Source organism: Haladaptatus halobius (assembly GCF_020618475.1).
GTDB lineage: Archaea > Halobacteriota > Halobacteria > Halobacteriales > Haladaptataceae > Haladaptatus > Haladaptatus halobius.
The window spans coordinates 468,772-486,238 of record NZ_CP085337.1; the positions used below are offsets into that span (position 1 = coordinate 468,772).

16 protein-coding genes are annotated in these 17,467 nt (G+C 49.2%); 7 read left to right on the top strand and 9 right to left on the bottom strand.

From position 1 onward, the window contains the following. Positions 1–41: 41 nt before the first annotated feature. The 3 genes from LIW51_RS26070 to LIW51_RS26080 form a co-directional block, all read right to left on the bottom strand. Positions 42–422, bottom strand: coding sequence for a DUF1428 domain-containing protein (locus LIW51_RS26070; protein ID WP_227378372.1), 381 nt, complete (start codon positions 420–422; stop codon positions 42–44). Between the two features lie 229 nt (positions 423–651). Further along, positions 652–1,074: a VOC family protein gene (locus LIW51_RS26075; RefSeq protein ID WP_227378373.1), complete on the bottom strand. Its 423-nt coding sequence runs from the start codon at positions 1,072–1,074 to the stop codon at positions 652–654. A 288-nt stretch (positions 1,075–1,362) separates the two neighbouring features. Continuing rightward, entirely contained in the window at positions 1,363–2,169 is an 807-nt protein-coding gene (locus LIW51_RS26080; protein WP_227378374.1) for a DUF1801 domain-containing protein, read from the bottom strand. Between the two features lie 453 nt (positions 2,170–2,622). Between LIW51_RS26080 and LIW51_RS26085 the strand changes: the two genes are divergently transcribed. After that, positions 2,623–4,038, top strand: coding sequence for a CehA/McbA family metallohydrolase (locus tag LIW51_RS26085; protein WP_227378375.1), 1,416 nt, complete (start codon positions 2,623–2,625; stop codon positions 4,036–4,038). Positions 4,039–4,153: 115 nt separating this feature from the next. Here the strand turns inward: LIW51_RS26085 and LIW51_RS26090 are convergent, their stop codons facing one another. Then, positions 4,154–5,338 carry a glycoside hydrolase family 76 protein gene (locus tag LIW51_RS26090; RefSeq protein WP_227378376.1) on the bottom strand — a complete coding sequence of 395 codons (1,185 nt, stop codon included), beginning with the start codon at positions 5,336–5,338 and terminating at the stop codon, positions 4,154–4,156. 192 nt (positions 5,339–5,530) lie between these two features. Beyond that, positions 5,531–6,619 (bottom strand): TrmB family transcriptional regulator, encoded by a 1,089-nt coding sequence (locus LIW51_RS26095; protein WP_227378377.1) that lies wholly within the window; start codon positions 6,617–6,619, stop codon positions 5,531–5,533. A 164-nt stretch (positions 6,620–6,783) separates the two neighbouring features. Between LIW51_RS26095 and LIW51_RS26100 the strand changes: the two genes are divergently transcribed. The 6 genes from LIW51_RS26100 to LIW51_RS26125 all read left to right on the top strand — a co-directional run bounded on the left by LIW51_RS26100 (position 6,784) and on the right by LIW51_RS26125 (position 13,103). Further along, the gene (locus LIW51_RS26100) at positions 6,784–8,160 is read left to right on the top strand and encodes an extracellular solute-binding protein (protein WP_227378378.1); all 1,377 of its coding nucleotides are present in this window, start codon (positions 6,784–6,786) and stop codon (positions 8,158–8,160) included. 102 nt (positions 8,161–8,262) lie between these two features. Then, on the top strand, positions 8,263–9,213 hold the full coding sequence (locus LIW51_RS26105; protein ID WP_227378379.1) for a carbohydrate ABC transporter permease: 951 nt from the start codon (positions 8,263–8,265) through the stop codon (positions 9,211–9,213). Position 9,214: 1 nt separating this feature from the next. Beyond that, positions 9,215–10,075, top strand: coding sequence for a carbohydrate ABC transporter permease (locus tag LIW51_RS26110; protein WP_227378380.1), 861 nt, complete (start codon positions 9,215–9,217; stop codon positions 10,073–10,075). 81 nt (positions 10,076–10,156) lie between these two features. Continuing rightward, complete coding sequence (locus LIW51_RS26115) at positions 10,157–11,305, top strand: ABC transporter ATP-binding protein (RefSeq protein WP_227378381.1); 1,149 nt, start codon at positions 10,157–10,159, stop codon at positions 11,303–11,305. Continuing rightward, positions 11,302–12,327, top strand: coding sequence for a Gfo/Idh/MocA family protein (locus tag LIW51_RS26120; RefSeq protein ID WP_227378382.1), 1,026 nt, complete (start codon positions 11,302–11,304; stop codon positions 12,325–12,327). The genes LIW51_RS26115 and LIW51_RS26120 overlap by 4 nt, the downstream gene beginning before the upstream one ends. A 521-nt stretch (positions 12,328–12,848) precedes the next feature. Beyond that, the gene (locus tag LIW51_RS26125) at positions 12,849–13,103 is read left to right on the top strand and encodes a hypothetical protein (protein ID WP_227378383.1); all 255 of its coding nucleotides are present in this window, start codon (positions 12,849–12,851) and stop codon (positions 13,101–13,103) included. A gap of 381 nt (positions 13,104–13,484) precedes the next feature. On the opposite strand, the gene LIW51_RS26135 is transcribed toward LIW51_RS26125, so the two are convergent. The 4 genes from LIW51_RS26135 to LIW51_RS26150 are packed head-to-tail and all read right to left on the bottom strand — an operon-like array spanning position 13,485 to position 17,450. After that, the gene (locus LIW51_RS26135; protein WP_227378384.1) at positions 13,485–14,318 is read right to left on the bottom strand and encodes an ABC transporter permease; all 834 of its coding nucleotides are present in this window, start codon (positions 14,316–14,318) and stop codon (positions 13,485–13,487) included. Then, entirely contained in the window at positions 14,315–15,235 is a 921-nt protein-coding gene (locus LIW51_RS26140; RefSeq protein ID WP_227378385.1) for an ABC transporter permease, read from the bottom strand. The genes LIW51_RS26135 and LIW51_RS26140 overlap by 4 nt, the downstream gene beginning before the upstream one ends. Further along, a complete protein-coding gene (locus LIW51_RS26145) occupies positions 15,235–16,326 on the bottom strand; it encodes an ABC transporter ATP-binding protein (protein ID WP_227378386.1) in 1,092 nt (363 codons plus the stop codon). The genes LIW51_RS26140 and LIW51_RS26145 overlap by 1 nt, the downstream gene beginning before the upstream one ends. A gap of 5 nt (positions 16,327–16,331) precedes the next feature. Further along, positions 16,332–17,450: an ABC transporter substrate-binding protein gene (locus tag LIW51_RS26150; RefSeq protein WP_227378387.1), complete on the bottom strand. Its 1,119-nt coding sequence runs from the start codon at positions 17,448–17,450 to the stop codon at positions 16,332–16,334. Positions 17,451–17,467: the final 17 nt, after the last annotated feature.

A 17,467-nucleotide genomic window follows, 5' to 3' on the forward strand; every position in this document is an offset into this window, starting at 1 on the left:
GTATCGGGGAACGAACAAATATGCCTCTTTAGGCTCGTTCCTCACTTCGCGTGGCTGACAATGGAGCGGAAGCCGCCGTAAGCCATCTGTTCCGGGTCGTGGGGCATCTCCTCATCAAAGTTTTCTGCATCCATGGCAGGATCATCCATTACCTTCGCGTTCACCTCGTCGCGGTGCTCCCGAGACTCGTACACGATGAACGAGAACACAACCGATTCATCCTCCCCGGTTTCGGCGAGCTGTGGGAAGGTTCGAATCGTCATGCCCTCCATGTCGGGTTCCATGTCGTCTCCAACCCCTTCAAAGTACTCAAGCGCGCCGTGTTTGATCCAGAGCTGTCCGGCCTCGTCGGCCATTTCGCGGTAGGCATCAATCTTATCGTTCGGGACGGAGAGAACGTATCCATCGACGTATCGTTCCATGACCTACGTATAGAGGACCCAACAGGAGATATACTTTTCCGCCCGCCGAGATCTATCCGTAGACACTGTCCTGTTGTCCAATCTACTATCACGACCTTGGAGGATGATTTCAATGCGTGACTCATTTCCAGATTTGTTGAGATTGAGTCAACCAATCAACAGAACATGCATGTAGAGTGGAGACCATTAATAACTTCACATATTAAGAAGGTTGGCTGAGGAGATCAATCTATTCTTCGATTTCTAATTCAGGATTCCAAACAACTTCCCATAAGTGATCGTCAGGATCTTTAAAGTGCCCTGAATAGCCGCCCCAGACACGATCACGAGGTGAGTCTGTGATCTCCGCTCCAGCATTTTCAGCTGCCATCATTACTACATCGACTTCCTCTTTCGACTCAACATTGTGGCCGAGGGTGAATTCCGCTGAACTCGTCACCGCTCCATCAACATTCGCGTCTTCCGCAATTTGATCTTTAGGATAAAGTGCGAGCTGCAAGCCATTGTTTAATGCGAAGAAAGCAACATCTCCACCTTCGAATTCGGTCCCGACGATACCTTCAGTAGGCCAACCTAACCCATCACGATAAAAGGCAAGTGATTCTTCTAAATCGCCGACCCCCAATGAAATAACGGTGATCCGTGGTTCCATAGTCAGAATAGTACGGCCCAAGTCAAAAATATATCCGCGACGGCGCTACCTCGATCCGGGAAGTGAGCAGTTCATCTTCAGTCTTGAGCGATCTCAGAGCTCTTCCTTGATCCAGAGAGCAATCGGTTTTAGCCATGCTCCGAAACTACCTGCTCGACTGTCATGAAGGTGGTTTCGCCCCACGAGAACAGGTTGCGAATCGCGAACCTTAATATCTCAACGCGGTCGGGAATCCTCGCCCTTCAGGGCGGGGAGGATGTCAAGGTCATTACACAGGCGCGGGCTTCCTCACCAACCCATCCCCGGATTGTCGGCAGCTTGCCGGACCCAGGAAGCTACCTGCTCCTCGTCCAGCGTGTCCGTCTCCTTCAGATCCAGTGCCTGTCTATCCGGACCCGTCCCACTGGGCGGCTTTGGCTCAAGGTACGATTCGCACACGAATGTCAGTTTCACGTGTTTCGAGAACGCACTGAATGACGCGAACCATCCTTGATCCTCGACGCCATAGAACGGCTGGTGATACTTCACGGCGCGGCGCACATCGGACACTTCGTGTTGAATTATCTCGTCGAATTGTGTCGCAACTTCACTCTTCCAGCCCGGCAGCGCTGCAATATACGCCTTGACCGCTGCCGATCCATCGGTATCATCCTTCCTCCGTGCCGCCTGGTACCGTTTTTGCCGTTCCTCCCATTCCTCCTGCGTCGGAACCTGGTCTGACAGCTTGATTTCGCCGAAATTCTCGTCCACGATGGTTTTCTTTCCCTCTCGGCCTGATATCGCAGTCACGACCAAGATCGAGTCTAGCTCCTCGGGTTCAGAAAACAGGTCGAAGTCCAGCCGCAACGTTTCTCCTCGCCAGTGGCGAGCGAAGCCCACCCAGCCGTCGGGGTGGTCGTCCTGGGTGTCTTGCTCAACCCGGAAAAGACCCATCAAGGCTGGAATGACGTCGGCACCCCATTGGAGCCCCCTATCCAGATCCGTGAAACGAACCCCCTCGTCGTGGTCGGCATCGTAGTAGGGTGCTCTGATTACTCGGTTCGCCATCACGAGTTCGTTTACCCGATGGACTGTAAGAGGGGTGGACACGCTCATTATCACTCACCAATAGGTGGTATAGGATTATCAATATTTCCACGGGGTGTAGCTATCGACCAATCCGTACCGATCAGCCGTGCGAGATACGCGCCTTCTATTCAGCACAACATCAGGAACGCACCATCTATTGGTGATCTCAATATAGAATCTATTTTTGTCCCCATGGAGCCGCAGATGGGCAACAGATCCCCCTCTCTAAACGTGTACTCGTTAGAGAAACGATTTGAGGCTGATTACGCTGGTTGTCTGAAGGGGTTACGACAGTGTGATCTGATTTTCGTAACCATACCACTTATGGCCATATAAATAATATAAACTAAATCGGGGGTTAATTATTTATATAGTTATCTACAAAGATCTATTATACAGAACTATTGCAACAAATAACGAGAGATTTGGTACAATATGACACGTAAGAATTCACATACGCGCCGAACAATGTTACAAACAATGGGTGGTCTCGGGGCACTGAGTCTGGCAACAGTAACCGTCGAAGAGGTCACTGCATCGAAACCGAAAGAGCGCAAGAAACGGATTAAAGGACACATCGAACCTGATACCCCAAACTGGGTGTACGTTCCGTTCGACGTGTCTGACGATGTGACCGAACTTCACATCAGTTACGACTACAACAAGTCACAGAAGAACCTGCTTGACATCGGTATCTTTGATCCGAGCGGATACGACCTTGGCAATGCGGATGGGTTCCGTGGATGGTCGGGGGGCGAGCGCACCGAATTCATGCTCTCGCGCTCGGAGGCAACACCTGGCTACTATCCCGGTGAGATTAAAGCTGGCACTTGGAACGTCATTATTGGACCCTACCGCGTCGGTGCGGGGGGGATCGACTATACGATTGAAATCACCTTTCGGGAAGGCGAGCCAGGGCCGACGTTCGAGCCGACACCTGCATCGAACGACCCACTCACCGACACCGCCGGATGGTTCCGCGGCGACCTTCACCTTCACACAGTCCACTCTGATGGCGACTATACACCAGAAGACATCATCGAAGGTGCGAGAGACAATGGACTTGATTTCATTGTTTCCACCGAGCACAGTACGACGACTGCGAGTCTGGTGTGGGGGAAATACACCAGTTCAGATAGGCGACCACTCATCATCGACGGCGAGGAAGTCACGACACGGGCGGGCCATTACAACGCAATCGGCTTGGATCCCGGCCAATGGATTGACTGGCGCTATCAGCCGGAAGATGGCGTCCTCGATCAATTCATTGAGGATGTCCATGATGTCGGCGGCATCACGGTCGCTAACCATCCATTCTGCCCATACAAAGGCTGTGACTGGCGGTTTACCTATGAACTCATGGACGCAATCGAGGTGTGGAACGGGCCATGGTCTTGGGAGGACGAAGCTGCAGTTCAAACCTGGGATCGAATGCTTCGTGAAGGTCAAGCACTCCCTGCTGTCGGTGCGAGCGATGCACACGACCCAGGTGACGTAGTAGGCCGCCCACAGACGGTCGTGCGGGCAGACCGACTTGGGCCTGACGGGATCATAACTGCACTTGCAGACGGCCACGCCTATATTGCTGAATCAGACGATGTAACGGTTACATTGACAGCCGAATCTAACGTCGGCGAGGCTTCGATTGGTGAGACCCTCGAAACTCGTCTGGAAACGCCGGTCGAAATAACGCTTGAAGTGACCGGAGCCTCTGGCGCCGAAGCGACGTTCCACACGCAAGAAAGCATTATGAAGATAGTGCCGATAGAGAGCAAACAACAGAAAACGACCTACAACACGAATGCGAAAGCCACCGATTTCGTACGAGTCGAGATCCGTAAACAAAACAGAGATATGGTAGCACTCACGAATCCCATCTTCCTCAAGTTGCTCTGATGAGCCGGGGCAGTCGCCCGACCGTGAGCCGTTGATTTGGTAATTTATATGATACTGCAACCACGATCACAGAAGCACTCAAGGGACAACAGCAAACAAAAGGTGAAAATACAACTTATGCTAGGTTGATATAATCTGGTCTGACCCAGGCAAGTGATGCATTAATCTGCACGAAAGCAGATTGTTGAAGCAAATGGGTCGGGTCATCGCCCCGCTTAATCAGGTTTGTCTCTGGATCACGGGCATTTTGCCAAATTTCATTAGCATATTTCTGCATGGCCTTGAGGTATTTAGGATTATTTTTGATTTTCTGTAACAGAAGTAGGTTTTTGAAGAAAATTGCGCTAAATGCCATGTCTTCTTCAAAAAGACGGTTTGCTTTACCGAAGTATTCTAGTGCGCGATCGGCAATCCTTTCGGCTTCAGTAAGGTAAGATTCCTCCTCAGTAATTTCGTATAAGAGAACGTTGACACCAATCATCGTTCCCTGATTGTAAGTGAAAATCCACTTTGTAATTGTGCCGTCCATATTGACGTGATCCCAATAAAGTCCATTTGGAGCCTGTAAATATTCATTAACCCAATCATACATACGCTTAGACCAACCCAAATAATACTGTTTCCGCTCATCCTCATCCGTTAATTGATAGAGATGCAAACCAAGTTCTGCTCCAGGTGCGTTCGAGACAGTGTTGCGGTCATCACTCCATGGAGCTTGCGTCCAGAATACGCCGCCAGGCTTGGGATGCGAGGGATCGTCATCCCATCCATGGACTACTAAGTCGAAAATTTGACGTGCTCGTCTAAGAAACCGTTGGTCACCCGTCATTCGGTATAACTGAATTAGCTCGAGACCGATCCACTCGTTATCGTCATAAAAGATGTCCCCACCACCTCCGTATGGTGGTCGGACATACGAATCATATCCTTTTGGATCTTTGTTTGGGTTCCAATAGAGTTCTAATGCGTCAAGACGATCTTGCACATCATCAGCATAGTCTGCACCAACACTCCCATTCCGGATCCCGAATAAATCAACGGTGCCAGCCATCGCTTGTGAGAATGGCCAAACATAGCTGTATGGATTGTCGCTTTGGTTTGGATACTCCTCTAAATAGAGTTTAGAATTTTCCTTGTAAAAGTACTGCTGAAGGGCATCGTATGCAGCTATAGCACGGTTAATATTCTCTGATCGACTGACAGACTTCAAATGGCCTGGTTTTGCAGCTGAATCTCTCGCATGAACATTTCCTGTAATCATTGGTAAGGCAAAAGAGGTCGCTATGCCCGTTCCAGCCACACTCTGCTTTATGAACTCTCTTCGTGAAGTTAGACATCGATTGTTTCTCATGGTGTGCATGATGGTAATTATGGTGCATCAATATAATGTTTCCTACAACCACAATATAATATAGTGTTTCTCTATAGAAGATGTTATGGAATTTACTCCTTCCAATCTATGATCAAAGAATATAATGACGTTTCATGATTTTTAAGCTTGTTCAGAGAATTCGATCGATTGGATAGTCAATCGCTGCAGTTCAATATCCTCGACTTGTGGAAGCCACCCACCAATGCTGAAAGTGTTATTACCATCATCAACAAATATCGAAACCTGACCAGAAACTTCAGAAAGGGACGGATAAGCATTATCAGTAATAGGGCCCGAGAAAATCATATCAGTAATTCGTCCGGAGATGTTCCTTTTTTCCCCCGTTGTTGTATCAAATCCTTGTACGGAGAGTTGAATAGTCGCCCCCTCGTGGAAAAGTGGTGCAATATCAGCGACACATTGTCGGATATTTACATACGTAATCGGAGGCGAAGTATCATGGACGGAATAGGCTGTTTCAAGGGAATCCCATAATGATGTCTGATAGTACCAATGGAACACATACGTAAGTGATCGATTATCTGCTATGATTCCAAATTCAGTTCCATCCCCACGTTGTGGAGCAAAACAAACTTTCGAATGATCTACGATGATAACAAACGGAGCGAGAAATTCACGAAAGCACACCTCCGACGTAGTATTCTCAAAGTCAAGTTCACGTTCAGCGGGAAGAGAACCATCTCTCGACGGGGAGAGAGAGAGCTTAATAAATATGTCTCGGTCATGAGCTTCGTGGAGCACTGGACAGAGTTCGTGATACTGTTTGGGCAAGACGGCTAACCTCACCTCGTTTTCTGCAGTTCGAATATAGTGCTTAGCGCGTTCAATCACTGTCTCAAGTCGTTTGACAACAGTCAAATTGTTCTCGGTAAGTTCGGGCGCATCCCACAGATCATCAAGTTCATCAGCTGTGTCTTGAAATGACTCGGCTCGTTGCCGGAGATCTGTAATGACTGCATCGGGGTCTAAAACCCGTGCCCGCAAGTTATCTTGTTTGTAAATTTCAATGTGACCGTCGGACTCAAGTTCTCTGAGAACATCGTAGACACGAGATTTTGGCACGTTACTCGCATTTGCAAGTTCAATAGCAGGGGCTGATCCACGTTTTAAAATTTCAATATAAACTTCCGCTTCATATTGTGTAAAACCTGCATTCTGGAGTGCTTGCAGAGATGATGTCTGCTGCATTGGTATCGAGGAATAACGATCCAGAGGATAAATCGGTTACTACTACAGTGAAGATGAAACTGGTTAACTCTTGGAGTGGCTAAAGGATCAATTCACTAGGTGAGTCATTAACTCGGGGAAAGGTTAATATAGTATAAGGCAGATATGGTTACTAGCTTCACGCCATGCGCAAACAAGCCACAACCGATGATTTCTCACGTCGAACTGCATTAAAACTAGGTACCGCCACTGGGATGAGTGCCCTTCTAGGCGGTCTCGCCGGCTGTCTCGGTGGTGGATCCGATAAATCATCAGGGAAGTTAGTGACGAAGGATCAGATTGGATCTGATGACGCTAAAACGTCACTAACCTACTGGATGCTTCCTGATCAATCTCACACTGCTACAGAAAACAAAGAAGTAGCAAAAGTCGTTGAAAAATTCCTCCGTACGTGGGCGAAGAATCACTCAGATGCTGGCATGCAGATCGAGTACCAGACAAACCTTGAGCAAATGAAAACAAAGTTGCTCCAGGTAGTCGCAAGAGGAAGCGCACCGTCAATGTCACAAGTAGATTCCTTTTGGGTGCCTAACTTCTACAAAGATCTCCAGCCAGTGACTGACGCTATTGAAGATCCTGACGACTGGTATCCCTTTGTGAAAGATGTGATGGTACAAGGCGGAGAGTGGAAAGCTGTTTGGAAAAACACCGATTGCCGAGCGTTGTACTATCGACAAGACTTGATGGATAAATATAATGATGGAAAGCCACCAGAGACATGGGACGAACTCATCAATGTGGGCAAAACTATCAAAGAAAAGGAGAATATGAACGGATACATGTACAACGGAGGAAAATGGGAGGCTACTACCTTCGATAACTTAGCCATGTTCTGGGCACAGGGTGGTGATCTTGTAAATGACCAAGGGAAACCCGTCATGGGCAATGGTAAAAATAAGGAAGCACTTCTTAATGTTTTCAAATTTTTCAAGCGAACTATCGACTCAGGAGTAACTCCGAAGCGCATTGCTAATATCAATGACTATGCGCTCCTCCGGCAAGCAGCATTGAACGAAGAAACTGCGATGTTCCTCGGAGGGAATTGGCAGATAACGGTAATGAAGCAGAAAACGGATAAAAAAACGTGGAAAAACTGGAAGGTTGCAAAAATCCCGCAGATGAAAGCTGATATGGATTCCACGGGAACAGGTGGATGGACTGAGGGTGTGTTCGCCTCGGATAAACAAAAACGAAAAGCCGCTGCAGATTTCGCTGGGATGTACGCAAAGAAGGAAAATATGGCGACGTACTGTAAAGCATCGGGTAATTTACCGACTCGAAAGTCGGTCTACGAGGGAACTAAGTACTTCTCGGAAGACCCGTACATGCAAGTATATAAAAAACTGCTCGAAAATGGTCGTGCCCGACCAGGCTACCCGATCTATCTCACTATCTCTTCGGAATGGCAGACTGCTGCTGGGAAAGTCATTACTGGACAAGCTTCTCCCGAAAAGGCAGTGAACACGATGATTCAGAACGTCAATTCGCAATATAACAGCTAAGACAGAGCAATAGCCATAACAATGTTGAAAGAATATTCAGGATTATGGCGACGATCAGCCAATAACTGGCATGCAAATGCTCCAAGGAGAGTGGTCTGATTCATGTCAGTACAAACAGAACAGCTGCCGGAACGTGCTCATGACGTACTAGCAGCCATTACAGGACGCTTAGAGCCGATTCTAAATACGCCAATTACGTGGATTCTCCCAGCGATATTGTTCCTGCTGACCTTCCGACTTTATCCGCTTCTCGAGGCGATTCGGATGAGCTTTACGAATATGAGCCTCATGAACCCTGAGAACTACCAATATGTCGGATTAGAAGCCTTTCAGCAAGTTATTTCGTCACCGTCGTTTTGGACGATGGCAAAGGTGACGGTCATTTTTGTCGCTATTAGCGTTATTCTCCAGATTATTTTGGGAATGATACTCGCCCTCGCGATCAACTATGGCGTTAAAAAGCATCTATATGGAAGTGTATCGACTCGTGTTGCAGTGCTATCTGCATGGGTCATTCCAGGTATTGTAATTGGTATTCTCTGGAAGATCATGCTCATCGAGACGAATTATGGAATCGTGAACTACTTTCTCGTACAATCTGGATTTCATGTCGTCTCATTTCTGTCCGACCCACAGATGGCACTCCTCTCAACGATTGCTGCCAATACGTGGCGAGGGACAGCATTTTCGATGATTATGCTATATGCTGGTCTTCAACAAGTGCCCCAACATTTGTACGACGCAGCGAGAGTGGACGGGGCAAGAGCGCTACAGCGCTTCCGGTACGTCACCCTACCACAAATAAAGCCGGTCGTGTTCATCAATCTCGTCCTAATCACTATCTATACGCTCAATACCTTCGATATGATAATGAGCCTCACAGGAGGTGGTCCTGGACACGCAACCGAGGTGCTTGCCCTCTTCATGTATTTTGAAGGGTTCAATCGATTCAATCTGGGGCAAGCTGCTGCAGTAGCAGTTATGATGTTGCTGGTAAACGTCGTGATGACGATTATCTATATGCGCTTGTTCATTGACGAGGAGGAGTTCTGAAATGAGTACAGAAACTCGGATACACTCGGCTGTCGACGAACTATCGACTTACACTACAATCACCTATATTGTGTTCGCTGTCGGGATGGTTTTCTTCTTGTTCCCAGTTTTCTGGGTAATCTCGATGAGCATTCGCCTTCCTGGTGAAGTGCTCACCTACCCAGTGCAGCTAATTCCTCAGCAAATCACGTTCGAGCCGTATCGACAGGTGCTACAAGATTCGTCGATGGTGACCTGGATCTTTAACTCACTGAAAATTGCCGTGTTGGAGGTAATCGGTATCATCCTTATCGCAGTGCCTGCAGCGTACGCATTTTCCCGATTCGATTTCAGAGGGAGAAAACACGCCCTCTTTGCGATTCTCTTGTTCCAGATGATCTCACCGGTTGTCATCGTAATTCCGCTCTACAATATGATGGCGCAGTTGAACCTGCTCAATAAACACTTTGGACTCATCCTGTTGTACATCGGTCTGCAAGTACCATTCTCGATATGGCTTTTAAAGAGCTACTTCGATACAATTCCATCCGGACTCGATGAAGCAGCACGTGTTGATGGTTGCAATAGGTTACAAACACTGATCTACATCCTCCTACCATCAATGGGTCCAGGTATCGCAGTGGTGGCCATTTTCAACTTCGTCTTTTCGTGGGCAGAGTTCGTAATGGCATTTACCGTTCTTGGAGAGTCAGAGCTCTATACAGTCTCCATCGGCCTATTTTCCTTCCAAGGTCAATACTCGACAGACTGGAGAGTGATCTCCGCAGCCAGTGTTATTGCGATGTTACCACTACTGATCATGTTCATCGGGTTACAGCGGTACTTTGTCAAGGGCCTTGTAGAGGGAGCAATCAAAGGATGAATTCCGAACCGTTCACTCCTACGAGTAGCAACGATTCGCAAATCGATCACAAAAATCAGAAGCCAAAGTAGACGAAAGATAATGTCAACAATAGAAATCGACCACCTGACGAAGAAGTATCAAAGTACCAGTGATAATGGAATTGTTGCAGTGGATGATCTCAATATCAAACTCGCCGATGGAGAATTTCTCGTCTTAGTTGGCCCTTCGGGGTGTGGTAAATCAACCACACTCCGTTGTATGGCGGGTCTCGAACCGGTGACAAAAGGTCAAGTTCGTTTCGGTGGTGAAAACGTCACCGATCAAACTCCCGAAGAACGCAACATCGCAATGGTGTTCCAGAACTATGCATTGTATCCAAATATGACGGCAGAACAGAATATAGGATTTGGGTTGAAAATGACGACAGATCTCTCGAAGGAGGAACGAACCAAGCGCGTACAAGAAACTGCCAAAATGCTCGACATAGAGGATCTGTTGGACGACAAACCTAAAGAACTATCAGGTGGGCAACAGCAGCGAGTAGCACTCGGGCGTGCAATCGTCCGCGAGCCGGAAGTGTTCTTGATGGACGAACCGCTCTCGAATTTAGACGCCAAACTCCGAACGACTATGCGGACAGAAATCCAACAGTTGCAGTCGGAACTCGGGATAACGACAGTGTACGTCACCCACGATCAAACTGAAGCAATGACGATGGGTGATCGCATCGCTGTTCTGGACGGTGGTCAACTACAGCAAGTCGGAACGCCACTCGAATGCTATTATGAGCCGGAAAATCTGTTCGTAGCAAACTTTATTGGCGAACCATCGATGAACTTGTTCCCTCTTGAGGTGAATGGGGACGAACTGGTCGGAAACGAAGTCAATTATCGCCTTTCAGATCGCCTTCGAGAAGCAATTGCAGGTTATCGCCATGTCACGCTCGGGATTCGCCCAGAGGACATTGAAATCGTGGAAACGGAAGATCTCAACACGTTCGCCGGTACCATCCAGGTGGTTGAACCAATGGGTGACCAAAACTTCCTTCATCTCACTGTTGGAGGACAAGAAGTGACGGCTGCAGTTCCGGGTGAATATGAGGCCAAGGAAGGTGCGAGAGTATCACTCAAATTCCCTGAAGATAGCATTCATATATTTGCCACGGATACTGGAGAGGCGCTTCTCAACTGTAAGCGTCATAGTACACAACTCCCGACGATTACGAACACGGGAGGTGAAACTGCATGACTGTCAAACTTGCTGCGATCGGACTTGGGCAGCTCTGCAGGTACGAATTAGATACCTACAATGAAATGGATGGCGTCGAAATTGTCACTGGAGCTGACATTGCTTCGAATGGTCGTGACCAATTCAAAGAACGGTTCAATGTTCCCGTGTATGAGGACTATGAGACGATGCTTCGAGAACATGCATCCCAACTCGATGCAGTCAACATTGTCACTCCTCACACACTTCATTACGAACAGGCGATGGCCTGTTTGGAGAATGATCTCCATGTCTTTCTTGAAAAACCATTAGTGACGGATGCCAAGGACGCACAAAATCTCGTCATTGCTGCTCAACGGCGTGATAGAGTGCTTGTCGTTGGGTATCAGCGGCATTATCATCCGGTCTATTCAAAGATCAAGGGGATAATCGATAGTGGAAAACTTGGAGAAGTTCACACCGTTTCCTGTTATATGGGACAGAACTGGATTCGAAAATTCCCTGATGCCTGGCGAACTGATCCTGCCCTCTCAGGAGGTGGTCAGTTATATGACTCCGGGTCACATCTCATCGATACCCTCCTTTGGACGACAGGAACGACACCCGTTTCTGTCTCCGCTGTGATGGACTATGAAGAACATAGTGTTGATGTAAACAGTTCGTTAGCAGTCGAACTCAAGCGCAATGGTCGACCAGTAACAGCTAGCGTCACCGTCACTGCAGATGGTGTCCAAGACCCGGATACCTATGAGGGACTTAACATATGGGGAACGAAGGGACGCCTGACTTACGGACAGGATGTCTTGACTGTAACTCAACGAGGAGAGTCACCAGAGAAGATACCTATCGATGGCAAAACCGACTTTCAAACACTATTGACGAAGAAATTGCAGGATTTCATCGAAGCAGTCCGTGGTGAACACCCACCAACGGTTCCAGGATCCTTTGGACAAATTGTTGTTGCATTGACTGAAGCTGCGTACGAGGCCCACAAGACTAAATCTGTTGTAGATGTGCGCCCCTACCTTAATCCAAATTCTTAAATTTTAGTATAATATCCCCTTTTAGCTGAATTGCAGGTGGGTAAGCCCTCTTCCTCAACGAACGACCGAAGAGAGTGAGTAGTACGGATACACCCGCCGTCTTTGGTCATTTTCACTGAACGGCAAAGCCTTACTACCGTCGCTGTCGTCCGGGGTAGTAAGACACTCACTCCAATGCGTCCGGTGTTCAAACGCGACAAAAAGCGTGCATCGGTCGCGGCAGTCGAGTGTCCATCCGGTAGGAGTGGGACACTCCGAACCCCCTGTTAAGGGAAATCGCCTGCGGAGTCTGGAACCGCTGTGGAAACGGTTTCTGCACGTTCTGACACAGAAACAGGAAACTCCCACCTCAACAACTGAGGGCTGGGTAAGCCCGAACGCGGTAGGTGGGAGTAGTTCACAAGGTGTATTCTATATCGGAACTGGGTTGTCCGCTTCTAATCCACTAGTGAGAAACCTTCATCAGGTGACCAGGTTCGCATCACGACGACCGAGCTGACGTCGCCAAGACGAATGACGTGATGGTTGCACAACTCGGCTATCGCGAAGTCGCGACCCACTACGGCTATGCGTACAAGAACGACAGCTATCGCGTCATGGAGAAGATAACCGAGCGCGTTTCCGGTGTAAGTTACAAGATGTCGCGGACGTTGGCGGTCGATGACGCGATTGGCTTTCGGAGCATCCGCCTACATTCGAGCGCAGAGCAATACAGTTCGAATCCGCCGAAATTGCTTCGGACGAACCGATCGCTACCGCACTACAAACAGCAATGAGAAACACGAGGACTGAACGACACGGAGCCACGCGGAGCAACGTACGGGACCGATTCGCGCCACTACATCGCCGCCGGAATTCCAACTATCTTTCATCAGCGAGAGAATCCCGCTGTTTACGGCGGGCGAGGATGTCACCAAACAAGCCCACTTCCCGAACGAAACTATAGAATGGCTGGATGTCCTGACGGCGACGGCGGTGCTCGCAGACGCTACCGTGGAATTTCTATCAACAGGTATGATTGAGGCGTGAGCTGTCTCGTCGCTCGGCCGTAAAACCATGGCGTTGTGTCTTCACTCTTCGCTCACGTTGTTCATTTGTGAAGGGAACGACCGCCAGCGTTCGGTAGTCGCAGCGGAATCAAACTGTAGATGGGGGATTCATCGCCGGGTGAGTAGTTCCACTCGCGTTAGTGAGACGGCGATGAGAACGAGTGAGACGGCGAGAAGGAGGAAGACGACGCTGATGACATTTACTTCTGGTGTCACGTTATAGCGGATTTGATTCCAGATATAAATGGGTAGCGTCGTGGTGGACGAATCCTTGACGAAGTAGGTGTAAACGAATTCGTTGAACGAGAGCGTGAATGCCAGCAATCCACCCGCGATAATGCCGGGGAGAACACTTGGGAGGGTCACCTGCCGAAACGTTTCGATCTCATTCGCTCCAAGGTCCTTCGACGCTTCCTCGAGCTGTCGGTCGAAGGTCAGGAACGTCGGTAGGATGACGAGCGTCGCGAACGGAATCGTTCGGATAACGTGCGCGAGGACAATCGACCAGTACCCTTCCTGGAAGTTGATTGCACCGAAGAACAATACCATCGCGATTCCGGTGACGACGAGGGGAACGACGATAGGAAGCGTCGCAAGCAACTGGAGGACATTTTTTCCGGGGAAGGCGAATCGGTCGACGGCATACGCGATCAACGTTGCGAGAACAACACTAATGAGCGATGCGACGATGCTTATTTTCAGCGTCGTTACGATGGCGCTGATCGCAGCCTGGTTGTTCAAGAATGTAATGTACCACTGGAAGGTGAGTTCCTTCGGCGGGAAAGCCAAGACGCCTCCCTTTGCGAAGGACATGAACACGAGAACGCCAATTGGAAGCCAAAGGAACAAAAAGACGAGAATCATCGCAAGACGTCCCAAATGCGAGCCATATCGGTGGATGATTCGTTCGACGGGCCGAAGGATCCGATTCAGTTGATTCATCGTGTGTCATCCCCCTGTGCAAGAAGGTTACCGCCGGCACGTGCACCGACGATGAGCAAGGTAACGACCAGAATCGTGACAATCATTCCAATTGCTGCACCAAACGGCCAGTTGAATGCAGATTTGAACTGTTCTTCTATCACCATCCCTATCATCACGTTACTGGTACCGCCGAGCAATCGCGGCGTGATGAACGAGCCGAAAGTGGGAATGAAGACTAGGAGAATTCCAGTAATAACCCCGTTCGCAGTCGTCGGAAGCGTCACTGTGAAGAATGCCTTGAGCGGCCCAGCCCCGAGGTCTTTCGCTGCATCGATGAGTGCGGGATCCATGTTCGTCAACGATGCGTAAAACGGTAAGACGGCGAGAGGAAGCCAAACGTATGCGAATCCGATCAGCACGGCCTCCTGACTGTACAGTAACCCGACTGGTTTATCGACTACGTTCATCAGCAAAAGAACGGAGTCAAGCACGCCACCGCTTTGAAGAATGTTAATCCATGCGTACATTCGAATGATGTAACTTGTCCAGAACGGGAGAATCACGAGCAAGAGCAGGAACGTCGTATAACGAGTGAAGCGGACGATACTGTATGCGAGAGTGTACCCAATGACGGTGACAATAGCCGTCACTTCGGTTGAAATGACCAAGCTTCGCCACACGACCGTCAAGTAGGTGTCCGACGTCAGGAACTGAGTATAGTTCTGGAGGGTGAACGGACCGTCGATCTGTCCCTGTCGAAATGAAATGATAAGCATCGACAGAAGAGGCAGTGCGAAAAACAGCGTGAGGACAGTGAGTGGCGGAGCGACGATAAGCACTTTGTGGAGACGAGGGCGCTCTCGAAGATATCGTAGAAGACTCTGTATAGAACTCTCCGCCTCCGATGGCTCGTCCGAGCGTGTAGCATTTGCCATCACACAACCTCCTGTGGTGGTGTTTCCTTGGCCGGGAAGATGTGCATGTCATCCGCATTCCAACCGACGATAACGTCGTCATCGACCGCGAATTTTTGACCCCGGACATTCGCGGTCAGCCGTCCCCACGGAGTTTCTATTACGTAGACGACATCACTCCCTTGGTAACTTCGCTCCCGAACCGTTCCTTTCGTTTCGAGGTGGTGGTTCTCGGTATCAGCGTTCGATACCGTCACTTTATGCGGACGAACGCAGACACGTACTTTGTCACCGGACGAAACGGGTGACGACCCATTGTGAGCGAATGAAACGCGCTCTGACTGAACTTCGACTGTGATTTCGGTTTCAGTTGTCTCGATTACGACGGCCGGTACCTGGTTGACATCGCCGATAAAATCCGCGACGAACGCCGATTCTGGCGTTTCGTATAGACTTTCGGCCGAACCTATCTGTTCAATTTCGCCGTCGTTCAGTACGACGAGTCGATCCGAGACGGACAGAGCCACCTCCTGGTCGTGCGTCACGTAGAGGAACGTCGTTCCCGTCTCGGACTGAATCCGCTGGAGTTCCGCTTGCATGTGCTGCCGAAGTTTCCTATCGAGCGACGAAAGAGGTTCATCGAACAGGACCAACTCTGGTTCATTGACGAGCGCACGTGCGAGAGCGACGCGTTGTTGTTCACCACCACTCAGTTCGTTAGGGGAGCGGGAACCGTATCCGTCCAAGTGAACCATCTGGAGCATTTTTTTGGTTCGCTCTGCGCGTTTGGCTTTCTTCACTCCAGTCTGCTTGAGACCGTACCCAATGTTTTCTGCGACCGTCAGATGAGGGAAGAGGGCAAGGTTCTGAAACACCATGTTGATGTCCCGTTCGAACGGTGGCACGCCGATAAGTTCACTCGTATTGAGTCGAATTGACCCATCGGTCGGCGTTTCGAATCCGGCAATCATTCGCAGTATCGTCGATTTCCCTGAGCCGCTCGGACCGATGATCGAGACGAATTCACCGTCTGAAACATCGAATGAAACGTCCTGAACCGCGGTGACGTCGTCGAACTTTTTGGTCAAGTTTTCGACAGTGAGTAGTGACATTGTAATCAGGCTGATTTCACTGCCGTAAAAATTTCGCTATACTTGTCCCGAACTTTCTTGCTCAGCTGCTTCTGGAACACGAGCTTCCAACTATCGGGCCAGTTCGTGAACTCGCGCTGCTTTTGAGATAGTTGGTTGTCGATGTTCACGGCAGGCATGTAACCCATCTCAGTGAACAACTTTGCTGCGTGCTTTTTCTTGGATGCCCAGTTGATGAACTGGAGGCTTGCCATCGTATGCGGTGCCCCTTTGGGGATTACAAACAAGTCGCTGGTGAACAACGCACCCTCTTTCGGGACGGTGTAGTTTACCGGCGCGTTCTCTCGGAATTTTGCGGAGTATGTACGCCCCATAGTCAGTGGGCCGGCAACGACCTCTTCGTTGACGAACATGCTCATTCCCTGCTGGTAGTCACTCCAGTAAGTGTTCAAGAGCGGCTTTTGCTGCTTGAGTACCTCCTCGATCTCCTTGAAATCGCTAGGGTTGATCGGATCTTGGCCAGTGTAGAGCGCGGCAATTTGGCAAGAAACGGTACTATTGTCCCACATCGTAATTTTACCCTTGTTTGCGTCATCCCAAAGGACATCCCACGACGATGGTGGCTTGTTGAAGTGATTCGTGTTGTAGGTCAGTGGATAGAGGACGATACTTTCCGGAACGCCGTACGTCTTTCCCCCCTTTTGGTATGTTCCAACCTCTTTCATACGTTTGGTAATGTTCTTCCAAGACGGCATTTTCTCAACCGGCAGTGGATAGAGGAAGTCGTTTTCGATTGAGCGTTCGACCCAGTTAGCTGTCGCCGAAATATTATCTATTTCGGAATTTTCGCTTTGTAATTTCGAGTACCATTGGTTCGGTTTAGAGAAACCACTGTTCGTGATGTTGACGTCGAATTCCTTGCTAAAGGCCTTTTTTGCGTAGGCTGCCCAGTCGTCGTACCAATTCCACATGACGAGTTTGTTCTCTAAATCCTGTGGCGGCCAGGAGTTGATATCCATTGGTGCTTTTCCTGAGCTACCGTTGTTGCCACCGAGACACCCCGAAAGTGTCGATAAACTTGCCGCAGATCCAACACCAGCCGCCTTTATGAAGGTTCGCCTCCCAATCTTGGGATTATCTAGCATATACACATCGTCAGAGA

Bases quoted from the DNA above. Each gene is read 5' to 3' on its own strand.
- LIW51_RS26125 (WP_227378383.1), top strand. From the start codon at position 12,849: ATGGTTGCACAACTCGGCTATCGCGAAGTCGCGACCCACTACGGCTAT.
- LIW51_RS26140 (WP_227378385.1), bottom strand. From the start codon at position 15,235: ATGGCAAATGCTACACGCTCGGACGAGCCATCGGAGGCGGAGAGTTCT.
- LIW51_RS26105 (WP_227378379.1), top strand. From the start codon at position 8,263: ATGTCAGTACAAACAGAACAGCTGCCGGAACGTGCTCATGACGTACTA.
- LIW51_RS26150 (WP_227378387.1), bottom strand. From the start codon at position 17,450: ATGCTAGATAATCCCAAGATTGGGAGGCGAACCTTCATAAAGGCGGCT.
- LIW51_RS26080 (WP_227378374.1), bottom strand. From the start codon at position 2,169: ATGAGCGTGTCCACCCCTCTTACAGTCCATCGGGTAAACGAACTCGTG.
- LIW51_RS26075 (WP_227378373.1), bottom strand. From the start codon at position 1,074: ATGGAACCACGGATCACCGTTATTTCATTGGGGGTCGGCGATTTAGAA.
- LIW51_RS26085 (WP_227378375.1), top strand. From the start codon at position 2,623: ATGGGTGGTCTCGGGGCACTGAGTCTGGCAACAGTAACCGTCGAAGAG.
- LIW51_RS26100 (WP_227378378.1), top strand. From the start codon at position 6,784: ATGCGCAAACAAGCCACAACCGATGATTTCTCACGTCGAACTGCATTA.
- LIW51_RS26110 (WP_227378380.1), top strand. From the start codon at position 9,215: ATGAGTACAGAAACTCGGATACACTCGGCTGTCGACGAACTATCGACT.
- LIW51_RS26115 (WP_227378381.1), top strand. From the start codon at position 10,157: ATGTCAACAATAGAAATCGACCACCTGACGAAGAAGTATCAAAGTACC.
- LIW51_RS26120 (WP_227378382.1), top strand. From the start codon at position 11,302: ATGACTGTCAAACTTGCTGCGATCGGACTTGGGCAGCTCTGCAGGTAC.
- LIW51_RS26070 (WP_227378372.1), bottom strand. From the start codon at position 422: ATGGAACGATACGTCGATGGATACGTTCTCTCCGTCCCGAACGATAAG.
- LIW51_RS26095 (WP_227378377.1), bottom strand. From the start codon at position 6,619: ATGCAGCAGACATCATCTCTGCAAGCACTCCAGAATGCAGGTTTTACA.
- LIW51_RS26145 (WP_227378386.1), bottom strand. From the start codon at position 16,326: ATGTCACTACTCACTGTCGAAAACTTGACCAAAAAGTTCGACGACGTC.
- LIW51_RS26135 (WP_227378384.1), bottom strand. From the start codon at position 14,318: ATGAATCAACTGAATCGGATCCTTCGGCCCGTCGAACGAATCATCCAC.